Here is a 25,485-nt window from a genome sequence, read left to right as displayed (position 1 = left end):
GAATGCTGGCCGGATGACGATTGGAAACCCGGCCGGATGAACGTCGGAATCTGCAGGCGGCGGATGCCGAAGAGTAAAAGGAGCACAAGAACGCTTGAGCATGTGCTCAGCCGGCAGCTTCTTGAGCTGCGCATTATCCTGTTATGGTGCGTTCAGCGGCTTCGCCCCGTCTCCTGCTCCTTCAGCATCCCGACGACCTGTTCCTCTGTGAACCGCGAGGTTCGGATCGTCCGTCGCCATGGTCGACGGACTTCACCTGTATGGAACCTCGATGGTCAGCTTCGGATCATAGTGTAGATCCCAATAGTCTTCCCAAATCTGTCGCGTAATCGGCCCGACCTGGCCCCCGCCGACGCGAACACCGTCGAGCGTCGTCACGGGCATGATTCCGGCAGCGGTGGTGCAAAAGAACAGTTCGTCGGCCCGATAGGCCAGATCGACGGGAACGTGCTCCATCCGCACGTCGATCCCTCGGGCGGCTGCAATTTCCATCACGGTCTTGCGCGTGATGCCTTCGAGAACACCGCGCTCGGGCGTGTAAAGCACGCCATCCTTGACCAGCACGACGTTATAGCCGGCGCCTTCGGTGAGATTGCCGTCTCCATCGGTGAGGATGGGATAGATCGCGCCGCGGTCCTGCGCTTCCATCAAGCCACGTGTGAAGTCTCCCCATTGCAGGTTCTTGACCGTCGGGTCGAACGCGCCCGGCGGCGTGCGCCGCACTGTCCGGGTGACGATGGCAGGTGCACCGGTGCGCTGCATTTCCGGCGAAACGACCCAGACATAGGGTGAAATGAACATGTAGAGATTATTCGTCAGGTCCTCGGGCCGGTTGCCACGGACCTGCTTGAGACCTCGCGTCACGGCGAGAAACACGAAGCCGTCGCGAATGCCGCTCTTGGCCGCCATCCCGACCAGGGTGCCGCACAACTCCTCGCGCCCGAGCGGGCATCGCAGTCGCAGCTTTTCGCAGCTCCGCTCCATCCGGTCGAGATGGTCATGGAGACGGAAGAACCGTCCGTCCCAGATGGCCGGCACGTCATAGGTGAGGTCCGAGCGCAGAAAGCCCTGATCCATCAGCGGCATCCGCGCGTCGGCCAGGGGGGTGAGTTCGCCGGCCACCCAGGCGATACCGGCCGCGAACGGATTGTCGCTGGCCTTCAGCGCTTCGAGGCGCGTCTGATAGCCGGCGAAGACGGCTTCCATGCTGCTCATGGTCGTTGCTCCCGAGCGTCTCGCGGTCAGCCGAGGGGATGGAAGCGGCGGTCGAAGTAAACGAGCCCGCCGCGGCCTCCTTCACGGATCGCCACCACCTCGCAGAACAACACATCATGCGTGCCGATTTCCTGCAGAGAGAGGACCCTGCAATCAAACGAGACGGCCGCGTCGACCAGCACCGGCGCGCCGGTGGCCATGGTCGTCCATGCGCCCTGGCCGAAGCGCTGGGCCATGCTGCCACCGCTGCTGGCGAACGCCATGGACAGTGGCCCTTGCTCGGCGCACGCGGTGTTGACGCAGAGCACGCGGCTTGCGGCGATCACCGGATGCGAGCGATTGCTGCGGTTGATGCAGACCAACAGCGTCGGCGGGGTATCGGTGACCGAACAGACGGCCGAGGCGGTGAAACCGTAAGGCTCGTCCTTGCCCGGGCTGGTGATGATGTTCACCGCCGCTGCGAGTTTCGACATGCCGGCACGAAAGGCCTGTGCGTCGAGCGCGGCGGGTGGGACGAGCGCCCCGGTATCGACGAGGGGCGGAGAGACGCGATTCAACATGAGAGTGCCTTCGGTCAGCCTGATGCGTTCAGTCCTCGGCGATGATCACGGCCATCGCCGCGTCCCAGCCGATGTCGATGCCGGTGCCTGGCGAAAGAAGTTCGATGCCGGGATGCGAAGGCACACGCACGGTGATCACGCCGTCGCTGCCGGGCAGCCGGATGCGGTAGCGCAGCGTGCCAGTAGTGAAGACGGCTTCTTCCACCGTGCCGAGAAAATGGTTGTCGCGTCCCCGGGCCGCCTCGCCGAGGATGATGTTTTCCGGCCGCAGGCACAGCGCGCGGCGCTCGCTGACCCGGCTCGGCGCGAACGCCTGCACGGTGAGCCCGCCCGCCGTGCGGACCGTCGCCAGCCGCCCCTCCCGGCTGACGATCTCGGCCACCGGCAGAAGGCTCGCCTCGCCGAGAAAGCTGGCGACGAAATGCGTCCCCGGCATCTCGTAGAGCTGGCGGGGGGTGCCGATCTGTTCCAGTAAGCCGCCGCGCATCACCGCCAGCCGGTCGGCAAGAAAGGCGGCTTCCTGCTGGTCGTGCGTGACGTAGATCACCGTGACACCGAGCGCGCGCTGGAAGCGCTTGATCTCTTCCTGCATCTCCTCGCGCAGGTTCTTGTCGAGGGCGCCGAGCGGCTCGTCCATCAGCAGCAGGCGCGGATCGTAGACGGCGGCGCGGGCGAGCGCGACGCGCTGTTGCTGGCCGCCGGACAGCTGCGCGGGGCGGCGCTCGCCCATCGCCTCGAGCCGCACCATGGCGAGCGCGCGCTTCACCCGCTCACCGATCTCGGCCCGTGAGCAGCCGCGCATCTTCAGCGGGAAGCCGATGTTCTCGGCGACGCTCATATGCGGGAACAGCGCGTAGTTCTGGAACACCATGCCGATGTTGCGCCGGTAGGGAGGCTTGGCGACGATGTCGACGCCGTCGACCCGCACCGCGCCATGGCTCGGCGGCACGAAGCCGGCGAGGATGCCGAGCAGGGTGGACTTGCCCGAGCCGGACGGACCGATGAGCGAGAAAAATTCACCCGCTTCGATCTTCAGCGTGGTCTCGTGCAGGACGGTGAGGTCGCCATACTCCTTGCTGATGCGATCGAACTCGACGCGCGCCCCGCGCGCTGGCGGCAGGTCCGGCATGGCGGCTCCCCTCAGGGGGCGCGGGATGGGGATGCCCGTCATGCCGTTCATGCTGCCGTCCCTCCGTTCGATGCCGCCCTGCGGCGTGCGTGCGTCCCCGCTATCGCGGCGAGCGCGAGCAGCGCGAGGGTCGCACCGAGCAGCACCACGGTCGCCGCGGCGATCACCGGGGTCATCTGGAAATTCAGCTGTTCCCACAGCAGCCGCGGCACGGTGCGCGTCGTCGGGCTGGTCAGGAACATCGCAAGGATCAGTTCGTCGAAAGAGAAGGCAAAGGCGAAGATGAAGCCGACGATCACGCCCGGGCGGATCATGGGGAAGGTGACGTAGAAGAAGGTCTTCCACGGCCCGGCGCCGAGCGTCATGGCAGCCAGCTCATACGTCGGGGCGTAGTTTCGCAGCGCCGCCGAGACGGTGATGAACACCAGCGGCATCGTCACCACCGCATGGGCCAGCACGATGCCGGGATAGGTGCCCACGATGCCGGCCTTCGCCATCAGCGGGAACAGGCCGATGGCGAGCACGATCTGAGGCAGGATCAGCGGCGCGATGATCAGCGCTGCCAGCGTGCGGCGGAACGGCACCGCGCCGCGCACCACCGCGAGCGACGCCATCACCCCGAACACGGTGGCGACCATGGCCGAAGGCACACCAATTTTCACGCTGTTGATGATGGCGAGCTGGTAATCTTGGCTCGCCGCGAAACTCTCGTACCAGCGCGTGGAAAAGCCGCTCGGCGGGAAGCGCAGGAAAGTGTCCGAGGAGAAGGAGAGCGGTATGACGACCAGCGTCGGCAACACCAGATAGACCAGGACGAGGCAGGAGAAGGCGACAAGGCCAACGCTGGCCATGCGCCAGAACGGGGTGACGGCGGTGCGGTTCATCGCGCCTCTCCCGCCCCGGCGAGGCGCCGGTTCAGGCGCTCATAGAGCATGAACAGCAGGCAGGTGAGGACGAGGAGCACCGAGGCCAATGCCGAAGCCTGCGGCCAGTCGAGCAGGCGCGAGACCTGCTGCTCGATCGCCACCGCGATCATCGGGCTGGAACTGCCGAGCAGCGCCGGTGTGATGTAGAAGCCGAGCGTCGAGATGAAGACGAGCACGCACCCTGCGCCTACCCCCGGCATGGAAAGCGGCAGATAGACGCTGACGAACTGGCGGAAAGGGTTGGCGCCGAGAATGGCGGCGGCGCGCATCACGCTCGGGTCGATGCCGCGCATGGCGCTCAGCAACGGCAGGATCATGAAGGGCAGCATGATCTGCGCCATGGCGATATGGGTGCCGATATCGGTGTTGGCGAGCCGCAACGGCCGATCGATGAAGCCGAGCGCCAGCAGCGCTTCGTTCACCACGCCGCGCCTCTGCAGCAGAACCAGCCAGGCATAGGAGCGGATCACCGCGCTGGTCCAGAACGGCACCAGCACGAGAACCATGCCAATGGCCAGCCAGCGCCCCTGCGCACGGCTGATCAGGAAGGCGACGGGATAGCTCAGCACCAGCGCGCAGAAGGTGACGATGGCCGCCGTCTGGAAGGTGTAGAAAAGCGGGTAGCGCAAGGCCGGGTCGGTGGCGATGCGTACATAGGTGTCGGCAAGTCCGCGCGGCGAGCTGAAGCTCTGCGCGAACACCCAGATCAAAGGAAAGAGGAAGAACAGCGCCAGCAGCAGCAGTGGTGCGGCCAGCAGGAACAGGCTGCCCCGCGAGGGCGACCAGGGCTTCACCCCTGTCTGCGTCTCTGCGTGCCGCTCGAGGGAGGCGTGCGCCTCCCTCGCTTCTCCCACCATAGCGGCCTTGCTCACCCGACCAGCCACTTGTTGAAGCGGCCAAACAGCTCGTCGCCGTTATCCGCCCAGTACTGGACATTCTGCAGCACCGCAGTCTTGCCATTTTCGGGAGAGTTCGGCAGCAGCGCCAGCGTCTTTGCGTCGAGCAGCTCAAAGGCGGCGGGGACGGTGGGGCCGTACGGGATGTGCTGGGCAAAAGCAGCCTGGTTCTTCGCCTCGACCAGATTGGCGAGAAACTCCATGGCCCGCTTCTTGTCCTTCACGCCCTTTGGCACGACGAAGGCATCACAGGTGAAGACGCTCTGGTCGAACGTGTAGTCGATCGAGGCGCCATCGTTCTTCGGTTCGAACAGGCGGCCGTTCCAGGCGGTGCCGACATCGACTTCGCCAGAGGTCAGCAATTGGGCGCTCTGGGCGCCCGACGTCCACCAGGTGAGGTTCGGCTTGATCTTGTCGAGTGTCGCGAAGGCCGCATCGAGATCGAGCGGGTAGAGCTTGTCGGCAGGGACGCCGGCACCGAGCGCGGCAACTTCCAGCGTCTGCGGGGCGAGCTTCCACAGGCTGCGCTGTCCGGGCTTGGTGGCCGCGTCGAAGAACTCGACCCAGCCCTTGGGCCGATTTTCCGGCGTGAACGTTTGGGTATTCCAGCCCATCACCAGAGCGGCGACGTCGGAGACGATGTAGTGATCGTTGGCCGCCCACGGCTCCAGCGCCTTGCGCGGGACGATGTCATAGTCGATCGGTTCCAGCAGGCCGAGCTTTGCCAGCACGGCGGCCTCGGCGAAGTCGATATTGACGGCGTCCACATCGACAGCATTCGCGTTGACCATCGCCTTGATGCGGGCGGTGTCCATATAGGGCGCGCCGAGAATCTTCACGCCGGTCTTGGCGGTGAAGGTGTCGAAATAGGCGACCTTGTAGGCCTCCTCCAGCGCGCCGCCGGAATTGGGCACGGTCATCGTGTCGCTCGCGGCGCGCACGATGCTGGGGGCGCCGATGCTGCCCCCCAGAGTGACGGCTGCGGTGCCTGCGAGGAAGCCGCGACGGGAGATGCCGCCCGCGAATGGGGAGGGGCGGCTGATGCGTTCGGACATGGCGGATATCCCGAGTTTTGAGGAGGACCGTCGGCACGCGGCCGGTTTGCTCCCGGCGAGGCATTGGCACGGCACTGGAAAGCTTGGTCGCGTGGAGGCGGACGCGATCAGTTGCGCAGGTTTTCGCGGAAGGTCCGTCCGGTGTAGTCCTTGCGGTAGATGCCGCGGCGCTGCAGTTCGGGCACCACCGACTTCACGAATTGCTGATAGCCGCCGGGGGTGAGTGAGGGCACGATGACGAAGCCGTCGCAGGCCTCGGACTCGAACAGGTCCTGCATGTGGTCGGCGATCATCTGCGGCGTGCCGATCAGTTGCGGGGTTAGCTCGCTGATGCCGAAGTGCTGGCCGGCTTCGCGCAACGTGAGGTTCTTCTTCTCGCTGCCCTTGAGAATGTTGTCGAACACGCCGCGCGAGCCCTGGTTGATCTCCATGTCGACCAGAGGCTTGTCCAGCGGATAGCCCGAGAGGTCGACGCCCATTGCGTTGGAGATCTCGGCCACGCCAAGTTCGGGGCTGACCAGCGAATTGAGGAATTCAGCCTTTTCCTTCGCGATGCTCTCGGTCTCGCCGACGATGATGTCGATGGCGGGCAGAACGGCGCAGTGATTGGCGGGGCGGCCGTTCTTCTCGAGGCGCGACTTGATGTCGGCATAGAAGGCCTGCATCTCCGCCTTGTCGTGCTGCAGCGTGAACAGCACCTCCGCCCAGCGCCCGGCGAATTCGCGTCCGCGCTCGGAAGAGCCGGCCTGCATCAGCACGGGGCTGGTCTGGGGCGAGCGCGGCGTCTGCAGCGGCCCGCGCGTCTTCACCCATTTGCCCTCGAAGTTCACATAGCGAACCTTGTCCGGGTCGGCATAGACGCCATTCTTGCGGTCGAGGATCAGGGCGTCCTCGTCCCAGGAGTTCCACAGCGCCTGGCAGGCCTCGATGACTTCCTCGGCATGGTCGTAGCGCAAGCCACGCTCCATCAGCTTTTCCATGCCGAAATTCTGCGCCTCGCGATCATTCGCCGAGGTCACCACGTTCCAGGCGGCGCGCCCGCCGCTGATGTGGTCCAGCGACGCGAAGGCCCGGGCGATGTGGAACGGGTGGTAGAAGGCGGTGGACATCGTCGCCGCGAGGCCGAGATGCTTGGTGACCGCCGCCATGCGCGAGAGCAGCTGCAGCGGCTCCAGCAGGAAGATCTGGCCGGGCTGGCGCAGATTGGCGGCGAAGCTCTTGCCGAAAGTATCGAACAACGTCAGCACGTCGACAAAGAACAGGCCGTCAAACTTACCCTCTTCGAGAATGCGAGCGATGTTCTCGTAGCGCCGGGGATCGAGTGCTTCGACGGCATCGCTTTCATCGTGGCGCCAGCTCCCGTTGTGATGCCAGTTCGGCCCCGCAATGCAGAAACCGATGAAATGCATTTGCCTCGGCACGCCCGTCACCTCTGCGCTAACGACACAACACGTCCTCGGCGGACCGCCCCAAGGGGCTGGTTCCACGCTCAAGCTGCGCCTGCATCCGAACTCGATGGTGGGACGTTATTGATGGAAAAATCGAATATCAATATCAAAATTGCTGCACCGCAGCCCGATATGCATATTTCCTGACCTCTGCCGATATCATGAGCAGTTGCCTGGATGGCTCTCTGAGGATGTGCCCAGTGCGCATGCGTGATGAGGCTGCGCGACGGCCGACCCCGGCGCCCGGGTTTGATCGAGGCGCGCCGACAGTCTCGTCCCGCCCGGCCGGTGAGGGGGAGAAAGCCGATAATTATTCGCTAAGTCGTGATGGTTGCGGTGCGTGGCTCGATCCAGTCCGGGAGATAGCAGCGCAGATAGGCCGTCACCGCCCGTATCGCTTCCTCGATGGAGTCGTCGGTGATGCGCTGGTGCTGGCTGTAGGAGAGTGCCCAGATGCCGTCGGCAATGGCGAGCGAGGTTGCGAGCTTTCCGGTCCAGTCGCGAATGGGCGGCATGACGAAGTAGCGGTTGAACATCTCGGCGCGCGTCTGCGAGACGGCATGGGTGCCCGCCATGTCGCGCTGACGAACCTCGGCACTGATGCTGGCGCCAAGGAACAGCCGCATGAGCGGGACGTGCTCATTGTAGAAGCGGGCGGAGGTGCGGATGCGCCAGCTGATCAGGTCCTGCCAGCTCGTCGGCAATTGCGGCGGGGCTTCGGTCGAGCGCAGCACCAGGCGATCGAGGTAGTCTTCCGCAAGCGCCACAAGCGCCGCCTCCTTGTTCGGGAAGAAGTGATAGATCGAGGCCGCGGGCACGCCCGCCCGCTCGGCGATCTGATACAGGCCGACCTCGCTCACGTCGTGCTCCGCCAGCAGCGCGTCGGTCGCCTCGATCAGCGCCTTGAGGCGGATCTGGCCCCGCCGACGGCGCACGGGACCCTTGCCGGCAAGGCCCATCTCGCTTGCCGCCGCCGTACGCTCCTCGTCAATGGTGACGCTGGCGTCCGGGCGATCGTTCATTGGCATGTCGTTCCTCGGTTTTTCCGCGGCAGACTAGCTGGGGCCGCCGGGCCGGGCAAATCCGGGAGGGGCGCCATCATATCGCGATTGATAATCGATAATATTATCATTATCGTCGTTCCGCGTTGGGATTATTCACCCGGCACCAGGTTTCCGGCGCACCACGTCTCCCCATTGTGCGACGGTCTTTTCATCGATCGAACACGAGGCCGTCCGCTATGAGCTGGACCAATTCGCGCAACGCGGAACTGAAGGAGCGTGCCGCCAAGGTCATTCCGGGTGGTATGTACGGCCATGAATCGACCGCCCTGCTGCCGGGCGATTTCCCCCAGTTCTTCCGCCGCGCGGAAGGCGCCCGCCTATGGGATGTCGATGATAATGAATATATCGACTATATGTGCGCCTACGGCCCCAACCTGCTGGGCTATCGCGAGCCCCAGGTCGAAGCGGCGGTAGCGGCACAGGCAGCGCTGGGCGACACGCTGACCGGGCCATCCGAAGTCATGGTGACCCTGGCCGAGACCATGGTCTCGATGCTGAGCGCCGCCGACTGGGCGATGTTCTGCAAGAATGGAACTGACGCGACCTCGATGGCGACCGTCATCGCCCGCGCCCATACCGGCAAGCGCAAGATCCTCGTCGGCAAGGGCGTCTATCATGGCGCCGCGCCGTGGTGCACGCCGGGACCGGCGGGGATTTTATCCGAAGATCGCGGCCACATCGTCTATTACCGCGACCAGGACCCGCAGGACCTCGCCGACGCGATGAAGGCCCATGCCGGGGATATCGCGGCAGTGTTCGCGACGCCGTTCCGCCACGAAACCTTCCGCGACCAATCCGAGCCCGACGCCACCTTCGCCGGCGAGGCGCGTCGGCTGTGCGATGCCGAGGGGGTGGTGCTCGTGCTCGACGAGGTGCGCTCCGCCTTTCGCCTGTCGCGCGAGGGCGCCTGGGCCGGGCTCGGCGTCACGCCGGATCTCACCGCCATCGGCAAGGTGATCGGCAATGGCCAGCCGATCTCGGCGCTGGTGGGGCTCGAACACATGCGCAAGGCCGCTTCCAGCGTCTTCGTCACCGGTTCGTTCTGGTTCTCCGCCGTGCCGATGGCGGCGGCGCTGGCGACGTTGAAAATCGTGCGCGACAGCGATTATCTCGAACGTCTGGCCCATACCGGCCGCCTGTTCCGCGAAGGGCTGGCCGCGCAGGCGGCCGATCACGGTTTTACGCTGCGCCAGACCGGTCCGGCACAGATGCCGCAGATCCTGTTCGAGGACGACCCGGAAATGCGGCTCGGCTATTTCTGGACGGCGGCGGCGGTGCGCCGGGGCGTGTATCTCCACCCCTACCACAACATGTTCATCAACGCGGCGCTCACCGAGGCGGATGTCGCGCTCACGCTGCAGGCGACCGACGCCGCTTTTGCGGCGCTGAAGGCCCAAGACCGCGCCCACCTGCCGCTGGAACGACCGGCGGTGCGCGACCGGCTGGAGCGGGCCGCTCTTCTCTCAATGTGAGGTTGGGCAGTTGTGACTCTAAACCGGCCTCGATGTCGGACAGCCGCGGTGCTGACACGGCGCCGCGCACGAAATCCGACCGGGGTCGATCAGCATCCGCCCGGGAGGCCTCCGATAGCCGCGACCCCGCATGGCACAGCGCGGGATCGGTAGGAGCGTTCGAGCAACGCGCGGCACTTCTGCCTCGCGCAGGCTCTCGTGTCCGCGGGCGGCCCGATCACGTCGCCGCGGGCGCGGCAAGGCCGAAGCGGGCGGCGGGGGCGCTGGCGGAGAGGTGGGGAGCGAGGCTGGCCCGCGCGGCTTCGAATGCGTTCCAAAGGCCGATGTCGGCGAGTGCCGGAATGGTGGTGGTCTCGCCGCGGTCGAGCCCGATCAGGGCGGCATCCACCATGTCCTCGGCGCGCATCACGATCTCGCTGGGCAGATGCTCCACGGGCAGCCCGCCGATCGCCCAGAAATCGGTCGCGGTGGCGCCGGGAAGCACCGACTGGATGCGCACGCCCTTGTCGGCCAGTTCCTTGTGCAGCGAAAGGCTGAAGGCCTGAACGAAGGCCTTGGACCCGCCATACACCCCGTTCAGCAACTCCGGCGCGATCGCCACGATCGAGGCGATGTTGATGATCGTGCCCTTGCCCCGGGCCACGAAGGCGGGCGCGGCCGCGTAGCTGAGCCGCATCAGCGCCGTGATGTTGAGGCGGATCATCGCCTCCATCCGGTCGACGTCGCTGGCGAGCAGTTCCGTATGCGTGCCAATGCCGGCGTTGTTCACCAGCAGGGAGATGCTGGCGTCGCTGCGCAGGACGGCTTCGACCCGGGCGAGGTCGCTGGCGTTGCCGAGGTCCGCCGCGATCACTTCCACGGCGCGGCCGGTCTCATCCGAAATGCGCGCGGCGAGCGAATGCAGCTTGTCCTGCTGCCGGGCGACGAGGATCAGGTCGTGCCCGCGCCGGGCCAGACGATCGGCGTAGATCGCGCCGATCCCGCTCGATGCGCCGGTGATGAGTGCGGTTCCCTGGGTCATGGTGCGGTCCTTTCGGTGAGGTGACGTGTCGCTTTCGACACCCCCGTTATGGCGCGAATGGACTTTGGCCGAAATGACGTATATCGACATGATTCAGGACATGAGGAGGACGGCCCATGCCGCAGGTCGCGATGGTGCTGACGCCCGGCTTCCAGTTTCTGGCGCTGGGCGCGCAAGCCGCGTTCGAACTCGCAAACGCTGTGGTGGAAGAGCCTTTCTATTCGCTCGGCATCTACTCCGTGGCGGGCGGGCCGGTCGCCTCTTCCAGCGGGTTCGATGTGCCGACGCGCCCGCTCGGTGAGGCGGGGGCTGTCGATACGCTGCTGCTGATGGCGGGGCTGACGCCGCCGCCGCTTCAGGACGCGCGGACGCTGGCGTCGCTCCACGAGGCGGCGGTCCTCGCCAGGCGCTCGGTGGGCCTTTGCACGGGTGCTTTCCTGTTGGCGCAGCTCGGCATGCTGGACGGCCGGCGTGCAACGACACACTGGGCCTTTGCCCGGCTGATGCAGGAGAGCTTTCCCGCCATCCGTGTGGAGGAAGATCGCATCTTCATCAATGAAGGGCCGGTCTGGACCTCGGCGGGTCTCACCGCCGGTCTGGACGTTGCTGTCGCCCTTGTCGAAAAGGATCTCGGCCCCGATGCGGCACGATCGGTGGCGCGGCGCATGGTGATGCACCATCGCCGGGCGGGGGGGCAGTCGCAGCATTCCGAGATGCTGGACCTCGCGCCGAGCAGCGACCGCATCCAGAAGGCGCTCTCCCACGCCCGCAGCCACCTGACCAACCTTCTGACGGTCGAAGAGCTTGCGGAAGTCGCCGCGCTCTCCCCGCGCCAGTTCAGCCGCAGCTTTCGCGCCGAGACCGGGCAGTCGCCGGCAAAGGCGGTGGAGCAACTGCGGCTGGAGGCGGCACGGCTGCTGCTGGAGGATACCCGGCACAGCCTGGAAGCGGTGGCGCGCGAGGTCGGCTTTGCCGATCTGCGCCGGATGCGCGAGGTGTTCATGCGCAACTACGGCCAGCCGCCCCAGGCGTTGCGCCGCATGATGCGCAGGGCCTGAACGGGAGCCTCCGGCAGAAGCCGCCGATGAAGGACGGTGTCCAGCCGAAGAGGTCTGCTACCGTTTGTGCCATCAATCATTTACCGTCGGCAGCCATGGTGCGTGGCGGCTGGCCGCGTGTGGCCGGCCCTTTTCTCGGTGGAGTCGATATGTTGACCTTCCTGCGCCATCTCGTGATCGCCGCGGTCCTGCTGGGGATGGGGGGAGCTCTTGCGCCCTCCCGGGCGGACGAGACCTCGCCCGTCTCCGTCGCCTCCGGTGTCAGCTATCAATATCTCACGACATGGCCGGTCGAGCGCCTGAACCACATCCTGACGGTCGATACCCCGGCCTTCTTCGGCACCACCGTTGCCTATACCCCCGCCCGCAACGCGGTGCGTCTCTACCGCGTGACCTACACGTCGGTCGTTCCCGAGCGTGACAACCGTCCGATTGTGGCGACGGGTCTCCTCGCCGTGCCGGACACCGGGGCAACCAGCTTTCCCATGGTGTCCTATCAGCATGGAACGGTGTACCGGAAGCAGCAGGTGCCTTCCTTTCCCGACCAGAGCCCCGAGACGCAGCTCATGATCGCGCAATTCGCCGGTCAGGGCTATGTGCTTATCGGCGCAGACTATTTCGGGATGGGAGGCTCCAACGAGCCGCAGGGCTTCATGGTGAAGGGTAGCCACCAGCAGGCGACCTACGACATGCTTCTGGCCAGCCGGGCCGTGCTGGAGCAGATGAAGATCGCCACCCCTAGTCTCGCCATCGCCGGCTGGTCGCAGGGCGGCTTCGTCACCATGGCCATGCTGGAAAAGCTGGAATCGACCGGCGTCACCGTCAGGACCGCCACCGCAAGCGCCCCGCTGGACGTCTTTGCCGCGCTCAACGGGTTCCTTCAGTTCCCCCGCACGATCGACGCGGGTTGGGTGAACTCCCTCTTCATCCTCTCGGCTTTCTCCTACGAGGAGTATTACGGCCTGCCGGGTATGGCGGCCTCGATGTTCGCTGGCGAGTATTACGACACGCTTCGCAAGGCTTATGAGAACGAGCCGATCGATGTCAGCACCATCCCTTCGGATCTTCACAAGCTAATCCGGCCGGCCTATTTCGATCCCCAGTTCTTCGCGATGTCGGCCTATGGCCGAATCATTGCCCAGACGCAGGCCTATCGCTGGGTCATCAAATCGCCGGTGCGCAATTATTATGGTGAGGCCGATGAGGTGATCACGCCCGGCGTCGGCCAGATCGCGCAGACCTATCAGCGCGCCATGGGCGCGGGCAACATGACCGTCGAGGCGATCTCGACCGGGAAGACCAACCATCGCGGCACCTTCGCCACGGCGGTGCCGCAGTGGAAAATCTGGTTCGACACGCCGTAACCTATTGGAGAAGCTCAGGTGGTCAATGCCGGCGGCGGCAACAGCCGGGCAAGCTCGGCCGGGCCGCCGCGGGCGACGACCCGGCCCTGCTCGAGGCGGATGATCTCGTCCATGCGCTCGAGGCGCGCCGGGCGGTGGGTGAGCAGCAACAGCGTCAGGTCTGGCCGGGCGTCCAGCAGGGCGTCGAGCAGAGCCGCCTCGGTGGCGAGGTCGAGGCCCTCGGTCGGCTCGTCGAGAATGAGGATGGGCCGGCGCGCCAGCAGCGCCCGGGCCAGCGCGATCCGACGGGCCTCGCCTCCCGACAGCCGGGTGCCATGCGCACCCACCTCGGTATCGAAGCCCTTCGGCTGCGCTTCGATGAAATCCAGTATCTGTGCGATTCGGCAGGCTTCACAAAGGCTTGCGTGGCCGGCGCGAGGGTCGGCGATCCTGAGGTTCTCCGCGATCGAGCCGCTGAACAGGTGATCGGCCTGCGACATCAGCGCGAGGCGGTCGCGGATATCGGCCCCGCGGAGGGCGGGATAGGGCACGTCGGCAAAGGCGATCGTGCCCTCGGACGGGGGGACGAACCGCATGGCCAGCGACGCAATGCTCGATTTGCCGGACCCGCTCGGCCCCACCACGGCGATGCGGCGGCCGGGCACCAGATCGAGGTCGAGGCCGGCTAGACTGGGCGTCGAGGCGCCGGGATAGGTCAGTCCGACCCCCTGCAGCCGCAACGCTCCGCTCCGCGGTATGGCCCGGGGGACCGCGGGTTCGGGGGCTGGCGCGGGGGTGTCCGCCACCTCGAACACCCGCCGTGCGGAGCTGAGCAGTGTCGGAATCGTTTGTATTGCCAATGGGATAGCGACGACGGCGTCAAAAGTCGCCAGCGCCAGCAGCGCCAGCATGGGCAGTTCGGCGGGTGCGATCCCGCCATTCCCCAGCCGCGGCAATCCCAGAATCAGCACCCCCAGCAGGGCGAGGTGGGGGGCGGCGAGGAGGGGGGCGGTGGCGAGGCTGGAGGCCTGCGACAGGCGCTGTTCGTCGGCCGTCAGCGCGTCGCTGGCGGCGAGCAGGCGGGCGCGGTGGAGGCGGGCGCCGTCATAGACGGCAAGCTCCTGCAATCCTTGCACTTCTTCGACCAGAAGGGCATTCAGCCGGGCGCTGCCGCGGGCCAGCCGGCGGGCGCTGGCAGCGCTGCCAGCGTGCAGGATGATCGGTATGATGAGGGCGCCGGTGAGGATGATGAGGCCGGTCACGATGGCCATCGCGCCGTCATGGGCGGCGAGCACGGCGAGGCACGGCCCGAGTGCCAGCAGCGCCACCGCGAAGGGCGAGAGGACCCTGAGGAAGGCGGTCTCCAGCCGGTCGATATCGCCGCGCAGCCGGCTCAGCAGGTCGCCGCTGGCGAGTCCCTGCAGCGTGGCCGGCGCGCCGGCCTCCATGCGGGCGAACAGCCACGGCCGCAGGCTGGCGACGAAGCGCAGCGTCGCCTCGTGGCCGACGATCCGCTCGGCATAGCGCCCGCCGGTGCGCAGCAGGGCGCAGGCCCGGATATAGGCGGAGGGGGTGAAGTAGTTCATCGTCACCCCCGCCGCGCCGGCCAGCGCCATGGCGGTGACGAACCAGCCGGAGATCGCCATCAGCGCGATGCTGGCGAGGGTGGCGGTCGCGGCCAGCAGCACGGAAAGCGCCATCCAGCCGGCCTGGGGCCGCATCAGCCGGAGCAGGCGGAGAAAATCCCTCATGCCGGTGTCTCCCCCTCGGCGAGCGCGCTGCGCACCAGCGCGGCGAAGGTCCCGCCGGCGGCGCGCAGCGCCGCCTCGGTGCCGATTTCCACCACCCGGCCGCGCTCCAGCACCAGGATGCGGTCGGCATGGGCGAGGCTGGCGAGCCGGTGGGCGATGACGAGCAGGGTGCGGCCCGGCTTCAGCCCGGCAATCGCCTGCTGAACCGCCGCCTCGGTGCCGGCGTCGAGATGGGCGGTGGGTTCGTCGAGCAGCACCAGCGGGGCGTCGCGGTAGAAGGCGCGGGCGAGCCCGACGCGGTGCGCCTCGCCGCCGGAGAGCGCATGGCCGCCTTCCCCGAGCGGGGTGGCGTAGCCCTGCGGCAGCGCCTCGAGCCGGGCGTGGATGGCGGCCTGCCGCGCCGCCTGCACCACCCGGGCGGCATCGGGTGCCGCCTCGCCCAGCGCGATATTGGCGGCGGCGTCGGCGGCGAACAGGGTGGGCCGCTGGGGGACATAGGCGAGCCCGGCGCGGAAGGCGGCGAGATCGAGCGCCGCCAGCGGCGCGCCATTCACCAGGATGCGCCCGCCGGTGGGGCGGGCAAAGCCCATGAGGAGCGCGAACAGGCTGGATTTGCCGGCGCCGGAGGCGCCGACCACGGCCCAGGTTTCGCCGGCGGGAATGGTGAAGCTCACCCCGTCCAGCGCGCGGCGGCCATCGGCGAAGTCGAGCCGCACATCCTCGAAGCGGATCGCCACCGGGCCCGCCGGCAGCGGCGGGGCGCCGACGCCGGCCCCGCTCTCGGCCATGTCCGGCATGTCCTCCAGCGCCGCCAGCCGCTCGGCGGCACCCAGCGATTCCATCCGGGCGTGATAGGCGGTCCCCATGGCGCGCAGCGGCAGATAGAACTCCGGCGCCAGCAGCAGCACGAAGAGGCCGTGCTGGTAGCCCATCTCCCCCCACATCAGCCGCAGCCCGATCATCAGCGCCACCAGCGCGATGGAGACGGTGGCGAAGAATTCGAGGGTGAGCGAGGAGAGGAAGGCGATGCGCAGCACCGCCATCGTGTCGCGGCGGTAGCCGTCCGCCGCTTCGGCGACCTCGCCGACCATGCGCGGGCCGGCATTGAAGGCCTTCAGCGTGGCGATGCCCTGAATGGCGTCGAGGAAATGGCCGGACATGCGCTGGAGCCGGCGCCACTGGCGCTGGTTGCGCTGTTCCGCGCCCATGCCGATCAGCGCCATGAACAGCGGGATCAGCGGCGCGGTGACGAGGAAGGCGAGGGCGGACACCCAGTCGAGCGGTGCCACCACGATGAGGATGCCGAGCGGCAGCACCACCGCCTGGCTGGTGGCGGGGATGTAGCGGGAGAAGAACGGTTCGGTGCCCCGCACCCCATCCGCCAGCGCGGCGACGATCTCGCCGGAGGGGGTGCCGGACAGGCCGAGAGGGCCGATCCGGTCCAGCCGCTCCAGCATCGCCCGCCGCAGCGCCGGCACCACCTTCATCGCCGCGGCGAAGCCGAAGCGCTCGGCGCCATAGGCCGCCACCGCGCGCAGCACCAGCAGCCCGGCCAGCGCCAGCAGCCCGCCCGTCAGCGCCTCCGGCGGCGCGCCCCGGAACAGCGCGGCATCGAGGATGGACGCGACGACCCAGGCCTGCGCCACGATGACGGCACCGCCGAGCGCGCCGGCCACCATGGCGGCGGCCAGCTCGCGCCGGGCCAGCGGGCGCCAGCCGGCGAGCAGGCGGGCAGCCCGGCTCTTGCGCTGCCGGGCCTCCTGCGCGCCCGCCATCTCCGTCTCGTCCGGGGGCGCCGCTTCCGTCGTCAGCAGGGTGTCCGATGCCACGAGCCTGTCCGTCTGTCCGCGCGGCGACTGCCGGAGCCTTGCCGCCGCGCCTCTGCCCATCCGTTGCCCGCCCGTCCTCCACCCGCCACGGGTGTGAGATGGGGCGAGGCCTCCTGCATATCCGGCGAAGGAAGGTTTGCCGCCATGCGCCAGGTCATTGTTCGGCGGTTTCCGGCGCGGATCGCCCACCGCCCGGGCAAAGCCTCTAGCACATGGCATGGGCGGCGCCGATGCGGCACAGGCGGCGCGCGGCCGGGAAGGCGCCCGCGCCCGTTCACATCCGCACGAGCGATGTCTCGGCTGATCGCCGATGGACCTGCCGCCCATCGGCTCACATCGGGGCGGGTGCGGGGGCGCGAGGTGTAAGGGCCGGCGGCCATCCGTCACAGAAAGGCGGCGCGGCCCGGAGAGGCGGGGATCGCTCGCGGCGGGTCAGGGCGTGGCGCTGCCGCCGACGGAGCGGGCGGGCAGGGCAGACGGGTCGGGGCGGGACGCCGGTGTCTTGAGGCCTGATGACCTGACGCCCTGCGACGCCCCGGCCTTCCTGCCGAGGCGCGGCGCGCGGTGGCCGCGGGACGGCGCCCGCGGGTCGCTGCGAAGGCCGGTGGATGCGGCGGCGGTGGCCCGCCGGCCGCGCCGGCTCCGGCCTTATTTCGCGTCGAGAAAGGCGCGGACCAGCTTCACCGTGGCCTCGGGCTGCTCCTCCATCAGCCAGTGGCCGGCATCCGGCACCACCGCCTCGTGCACGTCGGTCGCGACGAAGCCCATCACCACCGCCATGGTCGGGCCGAAGGATTTCTCGCCGCCGATCGCCAGCACCGGCATGGTCAGCTTGCCCGCGGCGGCGAACGCCGTGTTGTCGACCGCGTCCTGATCGAACGCGGCGAACTGGGCGAAGCCGGCGTGCATGGCGCCGGGCCGGGCATAGAGCGCGGCGTAGTGCTGCCGCGAGGCCTCGCTGAACCGCGCCGGGGTCGCTGAAAACTCGTTCCAGAACCGGTCGAGATAGATGCGCTCGCGGCCGGCGACCAGCCGCTCCATGTCCGGCCCGCCGAACCGGAAATGCCACAGCAGCGGGTTCTTGAGGATCTCCTCCCACGGCCCGATGCCGGGCAGCGGCGCGTCCATCAGCACGAAGCGGGTGACGCGGTCGGGATAGGCGGCGGCGAAGGCATAGCCCACCATGTTGCCGATGTCGTGGGTCACGAGATCGGTGCGGGCGACGCCGAGCCCGTCGAGCAGGCCGGCGATGTCGCGGCCCTGGGTCTTCTTGTCGTAGCCGCCGGCGGGCTGGGCGGAGAGGCCCATGCCCCGCAGATCCGGCACGATCACCATGTGGTCGCGCGCCAGATCCGCCGCCAGCGGCGCCCACATGTCGCCGGTCTCGCCATAGCCGTGCAGCAGCACCACCGCCGGCCCGACGCCGCCGATGCGGACATGGAGCGTGGTGTCGTTGGTGGCGACCTCCCGCGTCACGAAGGTGGCGGGAAAGGGAACGACCTGCGCCGCAGCCGGCGCGGTGCCCAGCAGGGCGGCGATCAGGGAAAGGAGCGGACGGCGCATCGGTGTAACCCCCAAGGCCGCGGGTGAAGGGGCGGCTCTGGACAGGAAGGTGCGGGCGGATCATCGTCCGCACTAGCCGGCGAAAGCCGAAACCGGTTTCCGGCCAGGCCGAACAATGGCGAATCCGAACCATGACGAAGCCGAACGACATGAAGCTGGACGGCATCGCCGCCTTCCTCGCCATCGCCGATGCCGGCTCCATCAGCGAAGCCGCGCGGCGGCTCGGCCTCGCCAAGTCGGTCGTCAGCGAACGCCTCGCCGATCTGGAGCGCGGGCTCGACGCGCGGCTGGTGCAGCGCACCACGCGGCGGCTGGCGCTGACCGAGGACGGCCACCGTTTCCTGCCCCGCGCCCGTACCATCCTGCACGAGGTGGCGGAATCCCGCGCCGAGCTGGCGGAGCGGCGGCAGACGCTGGTCGGGCCGCTGCGCCTTTCGGCGCCGGTCGGGTTCGGGCTGCTGCATCTCGGGCCGGCGCTCTACCGCTTCCTCGCCGATCATCCCGGCATCGAGCTGACCCTCGACCTCGACGACCGCTTCGTGGACGCCGCCGCCGACGGGTTCGACGCTGTGGTGCGCCACGGCCCCATCGCCGACAGCCGGCTGGTCGCGCGGCGCCTCGCCACCACCCGGCGGCTGCTGGTCGGCGCGCCGGCCTATTTCGCCGCCCACGGCACGCCCGCGCGGGTGGAGGAGCTGCGCGAGCATCGCGGCATCCTCTATTTCAACCGCGAGGCCGACTGGCGCTTCGCCGGGGAGGACGGGTGGACCGTGGTGCGGCCGAAGGCGCGGTTGCGGGTCAACAACGGCATCGTCATGCGCGACGCCGCCCTGGCGGGGCTCGGGCTCGCCCTTCTGCCCACCTTCTTCGTGCAGGCCGAACTGCGCAGCGGCGCGCTGGCGCCGGTGCGGCTCGGGGTCGAGGCCGAAGGCGCCGAGCTGCACATCGCCTATCCCCGCGCCCGCGGCGCCTCGGCCAAGCTCGCCGCGCTGACGGAGAGCCTGCGCCGCAGCTTCGGCGACGGCGCGTCGTGGGAGGCGTGAGCCCGGCGCCTACTCCTTGCCGCCGCTGCTCTCGATCCGCTCGCGGTAGAGCGTGGCGCGGGCCAGCATCATCAGCGGCGCCGGCGTGGTGACGGTGATGAACAGCGCGATCAGCAGCTCGTGCACCGAGGGGCGGCCGTTCAGCGCGGTGAAGGCCACCATCGAGGCGGCGACCAGCAGCACCGTCCCGACCGTCGCGCCCAGCGAGGGGGCGTGGGCGCGGGAATAGAAGTCCGGTAGCCGGACGAGGCCCAGCGTGCCGACCAGCGTCACCGCCGCGCCCGCCAGCGCCAGCAGCCCGACCAGCACCGCCGCCCAGGCCGGAAGCAGGATCATGCCGCTCATTCGATCACCTCGCCGCGCATCAGGAACTTCGCCAGCGCCACCGTGCTGACGAAGCCGAGCATCGCCACCACCAGCGCCGCCTCGAAATAGATCGTCGTTCCGCTGCGGATGCCGAACACCAGCAGCAGCAGCATGGCGGTGACGTAGAAGGTGTCGAGCGCGAGGATGCGGTCCTGCGCCCGCGGGCCGCGGATCAGCCGCCAGCTCGCCAGCGCCATCGCGCTCGCCAGCACCAGCATCGCCAGGGTCAGGCAGCCATGGAGGAAGAGGTTCGCCGCGTCCGCGCTCATTGGAAGATCTCGATCAGCAGCCGCTCGTAGCGGTTCTTGATGATGTCGGTCCATTCGCCCTCGTCGACGAAGTCGAGCACGTGCAGCAGCAGCTCGTTGCGGGCGGGATCGTGGTTCAGCCACAGCGTGCCGGGCGTGGCGGTGAGGATGATGCTGAGCACGGCAAGGCCGTAGCGGTCGGTGAGGTCGAGATGCACCGTCATCAGGCCGGTGGCGCGGTCGCGGCGGCCGCGGCCGAGGATGATGCGGCCCACCGCGATGTTGGAACGCACCACATCCACCAGCACCCGCCCGAGCAGCAGCAGCACCGCGCGCGGCGCCTTCGGCCGGGCCGCCGGCGGGTCGAGCGCGGCCATCGCCCAGGCGGCGCCATAGGCCACCACCGCCCCGAGCAGGAGCTGGCCGGTGGAGAGGCTCTGGTTCAGCAGCAGCCACAGCGCCCACAGCGCCAGGAACAGGCGGGGAAACGGGAACAGGGCGCGCCGCATCTCACGAGCCTCCCGGCACGGCGGGCGGAGCGGCGGGCACAGGCACCGGCGCGCCGGGGACCGGGGCGGTGGCGGCCGGCGCGGCGCTGCCGGCGAGCACGTCGCGGGCATATTCCTGCGGCCAGTAGAGCTGCTGCGCGGTGACCTCCATATATTCCATCGCCGGCCCGCCGAGCACGGTGAGCGCCGCGCACAGCGCGATCAGCACCAGCACCGGGCCCAGCTCCACCGCCCGCACGCTGGGGATCTCGCTCTCCTGCGGCGCCCACAGCGCGCGGATGCCGGTGCGGGTCATCGCGATCAGCGAGGCGAGGCCGGTGGCCATCAGCAGGCCGATGAACACCCAGTGCGCCGGCGGCACGCCGCCCGCCTCGTTCACCAGCGCCGAGAGCATGGCGAACTTGGCGATGAAGCCGGAGAGCGGCGGCAGCCCGGCGAACAGCACGGTGCAGGCGACGAAGGCCCCGCCCAGCACCGCGATGGTGCCGGGAATGGCGACGCCGACCTCGTCCTCGTCCTCGACATCCTCCTCCGGGTCGCCGAACACCTCCATGGTGACGGCGAGCACGTCGGCACCCGCCTCGCGACCGCGCTCGATCATCTCGATCAGCAGGAAGAACGCCGCCGCCGCCAGCGTGGAGCTGACGAGGTAGTAGAGCGCGCCGGAGATCACCGCGCTGTTGCCGGTGCCCACCGCGGTCAGAATCGTGCCGGAGGACACCAGCACGCAATAGCCCGCCAGCCGCGGCATGGACTGCGAGGCCAGCGCGCCGATGCCGCCGAAGGTCAGCGTCGCCAGCCCGCCATAGAACAGCCAGTCCCCGCCGAACCCGGCCGAGGCGCCGGCATCCTCGCCGAAGAACAGCAGGAACAGCCGCACCACCACATAGATGCCGAGCTTGCTGAGGATGGCGAACATCGCCGCGATGGGGGCGCAGGCGGCGGCATAGGTGGTGGGCAGCCAGAAGCCGAGCGGCCACATTCCCGCCTTGATGAGGAAGGCGATGCCCAGCACCGCCGCGCCGGTCTCCAGCAGCATGCGGTCCTGCGGCGGCACGGCGGGGATCAGCCGGGCGAGGTCGGCCATGTTCAGCGTGCCGGTGACGCCGTAGATCAGCGCCACCCCCACCAGGAACAGCGAGGAGGCGACGAGATTGATGGGGATGTAGTGCAGGCTGGCGCGCACCCGCACCGTGCCCGAGCCGTGCAGCAGCAGCGCATAGGACGCCGCCAGCAGCACCTCGAAGAACACGAACAGGTTGAACAGGTCGCCGGTGAGGAAGGCCCCGTTCAGCCCGGCGAGCTGCATGAGGAACAGGGTGTGGAAGCGCGGCCCCATCTTGTGCCAGCGCGCCAGCGCGAACAGCAGCGTGGCGCAGCCCAGCACCGCGTTCAGCACCAGCATCAGCGCCGAGAGCCGGTCGGCCACCAGCACGATGCCGAAGGGCGCCGGCCAGTTGCCGAGGGGATACACGATCACCGGGGCGTCGCCGTCCGGCGCGGGGACCATGGCCTGCAGCAGCAGCGCCACCGCCATCGCCAGCAGCGCGAAGGTGGTGGCGACGCTGAGGCCGGCCTTGAGCCGCCGCCGCTTCTCGTTGAACAGCAGCATCAGCGCGCCCACCGCGATGGGCAGCAGCACCGGGGCGATGACGAGGTGATCGACCGGCGCGCTCATTCGTCCCGCCCGTCGACATGGTCGGTACCGGTGAGGCCGCGCGAGGCCAGCAGCACGACGAGATAGAGGGCGGTCATGGCGAAGCCGATGACGATGGCGGTCAGCACCAGCGCCTGCGGCAGCGGGTCGGCGAAAGCGGCGGGGTCGCCGACCTCGCCCGGGCGCAGGATCGGCGCCGCGTCCACCCGCAGCCGGCCCATGGCGAAGATGAACAGGTTCACCGCATAGGACAGCAGGGCGAGGCCGATGATGAGCTGGTAGGTGCGCGGGCGCAGCACCAGCCAGACCCCCGAGGCCGCGAGCACGCCGATGCCGGCGGCGAGGACGAGTTCCATCACGCCTCTCCCACGGTCTGCAGGTCGGCGGCGACCGGAGGCAGCGGGGCGGGCGCGGCGCTCTCCTCCCGCGCCGCCTCCTCGCGCACCCGGGCTCGCCGCAGCGACTGGTGGGCGAGGGCGATGAGGATCAGCACGGTGGCGCCCACCACCAGCGCGAACACGCCGAGATCGAACAGCAGCGCGGTCGCCGCCGGCACCTTGCCGACCAGCGGCAGGTACACATACTGGTGGTGCGAGGTGAGGAAGGGCGCGCCGAACGCCCAGGCGCCGGCGCCGGTCGCCAGCGCGGTGAGCAGGCCGAGCCCCATCCAGCGCAGCGGCAGCACGCGCAGATGGTCCTCCACCCAGCGGGTGCCGGCGGCGATGTACTGCATCACGAAGGCGATGGAGAGGGTGACGCCGGCGGCGAAGCCGCCGCCCGGCAGGTCGTGGCCGCGCATGAACAGATACACCGCCAGCACCACCACCACCGGGAACATCCAGTGCATGATGAGGCCGGGCACGAACATGTAGTCCGCCATGGTGTCGCCCACCTGCCGTTCCGGCGCGGCGGCGTCATAGGCGTTCTGCAGCTTCTGCTGGCGCGGCCGCTCCACCGTCTCGGCGGCGGGGCGGAAGCGGCGCAGCAGCGCGAACACCGTCAGCGCCACGATGCACAGCACCGCGATCTCGCCCTGGGTGTCGAAGGCGCGGAAATCCACCAGGATGACGTTGACGATGTTGGTGCCGCCGCCTTCGGTATAGGCCCGCTCGACGAAGAAGCGGGACACGCTGTCGGGCAGCGGGCGGGTCATGACGAGATAGGAGAGGGTCGCCATGCCGCCGCCCACCAGCAGCGCGAGCACGAAGTCGGCCGCGCGGCGCAGCCGCACCTTCAGCGGGGTTCCCTCGCCATAGACCGGCTCCTGGCGCTGCGGCAGCCAGCGCAGGCCCAGCAGCAGCAGCACGGTGGTGACGATCTCGACGAGAAGCTGGGTCACCGCGAGGTCCGGCGCCGACAGCCACACGAAGGTGACGCAGGTGACGAGGCCGGCGATGCCGATGAGCACCAGCGCCGCGAGGCGGTGGAACTTCGCGGTATAGGCCGCGGCGATGGAGCAGACGATGCCCACCGCCCACACGGCGGCGAAGGCAGGGTCGAGCGGGGTGCCGGCCTGCGGGCCCGGCGCGGCGGCGCCGTGGAGCAGGAAGGGCAGGGCGCCGGCCAGCAGCGTCACCGCCACCAGCACCCGGAGCTGGGGCTGGAGCCGGCGCGAGCCGAACCAGCGCTCCAGCGCGCGGGCCCAGCGCCACGACACGGTGACCAGCACCTTCTCGAAGATGCGCTGGCCCCTGAGCCGGCGCAGCAGCGGCGGCCCTTCCATGCCGGTGTCGAGATAGTCGCGCAGCAGCACGTAGAGGAAGATGCCGCCGACCACGGCCACGATGCTCATGGCCAGCGCCAGCGTGAAGCCGTGCCAGACCGCGAGGCTGTAATAGGGCAGGCTCGGCCCCACCACGGCGCGGGCGGCGTCCGCCAGCACCGGGCCGACGGTCCAGCTCGGCACCACGCCCACCACGATGCAGATCAGCACCAGCACCTCGATGGGAAACCGCATCCAGTGCGGCGGCTCGTGCGGGGTGCGGGGCAGGTCTTTCGGCGGCGGGCCGAAGAAGGCGCCGAGGATGAAGCGCAGCGAATAGGCGACCGAGAACACCCCGGCGATGGTGGCGAAATAGGGCAGCGAATCGTCCAGCAGCGAGCCGGTGTGATTCTCCGCCGTCTCGGCGAAGAACATCTCCTTGGAGAGGAAGCCGTTCAGCAGCGGCACCCCGGCCATCGCCGCCGCCGCCACCATGGCGAGCCGCGCCGTCACCGGCATGAAGGGGTAGAGCCCGCTCAGCCTGCGCAGGTCGCGGGTGCCGGTCTCGTGGTCGATGATGCCCGCCGCCATGAACAGCGAGGCCTTGAAGGTGGCGTGGTTGATGGTGTGGAAGATCGCCGCCACCGCCGCCAGCGGGCTGCCGAGGCCGAGCAGCAGGGTGATGAGGCCGAGATGGCTGATGGTGGAATAGGCCAGCAGCCCCTTGAGGTCCTGCTGGAAGATGGCGGCGAAGGCGCCGAACACCAGCGTCGCCAGCCCCACCGGCACCACCGCGTAGAACCACACGTCGGTGCCCGCCAGCGCCGGCCACAGCCGCATCAGCAGGAACACCCCGGCCTTCACCATCGTCGCCGAATGCAGATAGGCCGAGACCGGGGTCGGCGCCGTCATGGCGTTGGGCAGCCAGAAATGGAACGGCACCTGCGCCGACTTGGTGAAGGCGCCGAGCAGGATCAGCGCCAGCGCCGGCCCGTAGAGCGGGTGCGCGGCGATCAGCGCCCCGGAGGTCAGCACCACGTCGAGGTCGTAGCTGCCGACGATGTGGCCGAGCAGCACCACGCCGACGAACAGGCACAGCCCGCCGGTGCCGGTGACGGTGAGCGCCATACGCGCCCCGTCGCGCGCCGCCGCGTTCTGGTGCCAGTAGCCGATCAGCAGGAAGGAGAAGAGGCTGGTCAGCTCCCAGAAGAACACGATCTGGATGAGGTTGCCCGACAGCACGACCCCGGCCATCGCCCCCATGAAGGCGAGCAGGAACGAGAAGAAGCGGGGCACCGGGTCTTCTTCCGACATGTAGTAGCGGGCATACAGCGCCACCAGCATGCCGATGCCGTAGACGAGGCCGGCGAACAGCCAGCTCAGCCCGTCCAGCCGCAGCGAGAAGGTGAGCCCCAGACTCGGCAGCCATTCCACCTTGAGGCGCAGCGCGCCCTCGGCGGCGTGGGGGTAGAGCAGCACCACGGCGATGGTGCCGGCGAGGCCGACGAGGCCCGCCATCAGCGCCGCGGCGGTGCGGGCGTGGGTCGGCAGAAAGGCGGCCGCAAGACTGCCGCCGAAGGGAAGCACGAGGACGAGCAGCAGGAGGTGCGTGCTGGTCGGCATTCGGGCG

General features: G+C 68.6%; 22 protein-coding genes. 4 read left to right on the top strand and 18 right to left on the bottom strand.

Annotation, left to right across the window (positions count from 1 at the left end; genetic code table 11):
- Positions 1–252: 252 nt before the first annotated feature.
- The 8 genes from KHC27_RS18885 to KHC27_RS18850 form a co-directional block, all read right to left on the bottom strand.
- A complete protein-coding gene (locus tag KHC27_RS18885) occupies positions 253–1,215 on the bottom strand; it encodes an aminotransferase class IV (RefSeq protein ID WP_213341083.1) in 963 nt (320 codons plus the stop codon).
- A 26-nt stretch (positions 1,216–1,241) separates the two neighbouring features.
- Positions 1,242–1,775, bottom strand: a complete 534-nt coding sequence (locus KHC27_RS18880; protein ID WP_213341081.1) for a flavin reductase — start codon at positions 1,773–1,775, stop codon at positions 1,242–1,244.
- Between the two features lie 28 nt (positions 1,776–1,803).
- Positions 1,804–2,955: an ABC transporter ATP-binding protein gene (locus KHC27_RS18875; RefSeq protein ID WP_246520069.1), complete on the bottom strand. Its 1,152-nt coding sequence runs from the start codon at positions 2,953–2,955 to the stop codon at positions 1,804–1,806.
- A complete protein-coding gene (locus KHC27_RS18870; protein ID WP_213341079.1) occupies positions 2,952–3,788 on the bottom strand; it encodes an ABC transporter permease in 837 nt (278 codons plus the stop codon). Before KHC27_RS18870 ends, KHC27_RS18875 begins: the two co-directional genes overlap by 4 nt.
- Positions 3,785–4,624 (bottom strand): ABC transporter permease, encoded by an 840-nt coding sequence (locus tag KHC27_RS18865; RefSeq protein ID WP_213341077.1) that lies wholly within the window; start codon positions 4,622–4,624, stop codon positions 3,785–3,787. The genes KHC27_RS18870 and KHC27_RS18865 overlap by 4 nt, the downstream gene beginning before the upstream one ends.
- Before the next feature lie 74 nt (positions 4,625–4,698).
- The gene (locus KHC27_RS18860) at positions 4,699–5,781 is read right to left on the bottom strand and encodes an ABC transporter substrate-binding protein (protein WP_213341075.1); all 1,083 of its coding nucleotides are present in this window, start codon (positions 5,779–5,781) and stop codon (positions 4,699–4,701) included.
- A 107-nt stretch (positions 5,782–5,888) separates the two neighbouring features.
- Positions 5,889–7,202: an LLM class flavin-dependent oxidoreductase gene (locus tag KHC27_RS18855; protein ID WP_213341073.1), complete on the bottom strand. Its 1,314-nt coding sequence runs from the start codon at positions 7,200–7,202 to the stop codon at positions 5,889–5,891.
- A 344-nt stretch (positions 7,203–7,546) separates the two neighbouring features.
- A complete protein-coding gene (locus KHC27_RS18850) occupies positions 7,547–8,251 on the bottom strand; it encodes a TetR/AcrR family transcriptional regulator (RefSeq protein ID WP_213341071.1) in 705 nt (234 codons plus the stop codon).
- 218 nt (positions 8,252–8,469) lie between these two features.
- Between KHC27_RS18850 and KHC27_RS18845 the strand changes: the two genes are divergently transcribed.
- Positions 8,470–9,765, top strand: a complete 1,296-nt coding sequence (locus KHC27_RS18845; protein ID WP_213341069.1) for an aminotransferase class III-fold pyridoxal phosphate-dependent enzyme — start codon at positions 8,470–8,472, stop codon at positions 9,763–9,765.
- Positions 9,766–9,982: 217 nt separating this feature from the next.
- Here the strand turns inward: KHC27_RS18845 and KHC27_RS18840 are convergent, their stop codons facing one another.
- The gene (locus KHC27_RS18840) at positions 9,983–10,786 is read right to left on the bottom strand and encodes an SDR family NAD(P)-dependent oxidoreductase (protein ID WP_213341067.1); all 804 of its coding nucleotides are present in this window, start codon (positions 10,784–10,786) and stop codon (positions 9,983–9,985) included.
- Positions 10,787–10,902: 116 nt separating this feature from the next.
- Between KHC27_RS18840 and KHC27_RS18835 the strand changes: the two genes are divergently transcribed.
- Both KHC27_RS18835 and KHC27_RS18830 read left to right on the top strand, forming a co-directional pair.
- A complete protein-coding gene (locus KHC27_RS18835) occupies positions 10,903–11,844 on the top strand; it encodes a GlxA family transcriptional regulator (protein WP_213341065.1) in 942 nt (313 codons plus the stop codon).
- Between the two features lie 197 nt (positions 11,845–12,041).
- Complete coding sequence (locus KHC27_RS18830; RefSeq protein WP_246520077.1) at positions 12,042–13,208, top strand: alpha/beta hydrolase family protein; 1,167 nt, start codon at positions 12,042–12,044, stop codon at positions 13,206–13,208.
- Between the two features lie 14 nt (positions 13,209–13,222).
- Here the strand turns inward: KHC27_RS18830 and cydC are convergent, their stop codons facing one another.
- From cydC to KHC27_RS18815, 3 genes are all read right to left on the bottom strand, one after another.
- A complete protein-coding gene (cydC, locus tag KHC27_RS18825) occupies positions 13,223–14,938 on the bottom strand; it encodes a thiol reductant ABC exporter subunit CydC (protein ID WP_213341062.1) in 1,716 nt (571 codons plus the stop codon).
- Complete coding sequence (gene cydD, locus KHC27_RS18820; protein WP_343210942.1) at positions 14,935–16,767, bottom strand: thiol reductant ABC exporter subunit CydD; 1,833 nt, start codon at positions 16,765–16,767, stop codon at positions 14,935–14,937. The genes cydC and cydD overlap by 4 nt, the downstream gene beginning before the upstream one ends.
- A gap of 648 nt (positions 16,768–17,415) precedes the next feature.
- Positions 17,416–18,330 (bottom strand): alpha/beta fold hydrolase, encoded by a 915-nt coding sequence (locus KHC27_RS18815; protein ID WP_213341060.1) that lies wholly within the window; start codon positions 18,328–18,330, stop codon positions 17,416–17,418.
- 131 nt (positions 18,331–18,461) lie between these two features.
- Between KHC27_RS18815 and KHC27_RS18810 the strand changes: the two genes are divergently transcribed.
- The gene (locus KHC27_RS18810) at positions 18,462–19,373 is read left to right on the top strand and encodes a LysR family transcriptional regulator (RefSeq protein ID WP_246520068.1); all 912 of its coding nucleotides are present in this window, start codon (positions 18,462–18,464) and stop codon (positions 19,371–19,373) included.
- Positions 19,374–19,382: 9 nt separating this feature from the next.
- Here the strand turns inward: KHC27_RS18810 and mnhG are convergent, their stop codons facing one another.
- From mnhG to KHC27_RS18780, 6 genes are read right to left on the bottom strand one after another with little or no spacing between them, the layout of a single operon-like run.
- Positions 19,383–19,718: a monovalent cation/H(+) antiporter subunit G gene (mnhG, locus tag KHC27_RS18805; RefSeq protein ID WP_213341058.1), complete on the bottom strand. Its 336-nt coding sequence runs from the start codon at positions 19,716–19,718 to the stop codon at positions 19,383–19,385.
- A complete protein-coding gene (locus tag KHC27_RS18800; protein ID WP_425514895.1) occupies positions 19,715–19,957 on the bottom strand; it encodes a K+/H+ antiporter subunit F in 243 nt (80 codons plus the stop codon). The genes mnhG and KHC27_RS18800 overlap by 4 nt, the downstream gene beginning before the upstream one ends.
- Before the next feature lie 47 nt (positions 19,958–20,004).
- A complete protein-coding gene (locus KHC27_RS18795; RefSeq protein ID WP_213341054.1) occupies positions 20,005–20,496 on the bottom strand; it encodes a Na+/H+ antiporter subunit E in 492 nt (163 codons plus the stop codon).
- A 1-nt stretch (position 20,497) separates the two neighbouring features.
- The gene (locus KHC27_RS18790) at positions 20,498–22,174 is read right to left on the bottom strand and encodes a monovalent cation/H+ antiporter subunit D (RefSeq protein ID WP_213341052.1); all 1,677 of its coding nucleotides are present in this window, start codon (positions 22,172–22,174) and stop codon (positions 20,498–20,500) included.
- A complete protein-coding gene (locus KHC27_RS18785) occupies positions 22,171–22,509 on the bottom strand; it encodes a Na+/H+ antiporter subunit C (protein WP_213341050.1) in 339 nt (112 codons plus the stop codon). The genes KHC27_RS18790 and KHC27_RS18785 overlap by 4 nt, the downstream gene beginning before the upstream one ends.
- On the bottom strand, positions 22,509–25,478 hold the full coding sequence (locus tag KHC27_RS18780; RefSeq protein ID WP_213341048.1) for a monovalent cation/H+ antiporter subunit A: 2,970 nt from the start codon (positions 25,476–25,478) through the stop codon (positions 22,509–22,511). Before KHC27_RS18780 ends, KHC27_RS18785 begins: the two co-directional genes overlap by 1 nt.
- Between the last annotated feature and the right edge of the window lie 7 nt (positions 25,479–25,485).

It is taken from the genome of Ancylobacter lacus, from assembly GCF_018390635.1.
Taxonomy (GTDB): domain Bacteria; phylum Pseudomonadota; class Alphaproteobacteria; order Rhizobiales; family Xanthobacteraceae; genus Ancylobacter; species Ancylobacter lacus.
The sequence above is the reverse complement of the archived record's forward strand: the minus strand, read 5'-3'. Positions and strand labels throughout refer to the sequence as shown.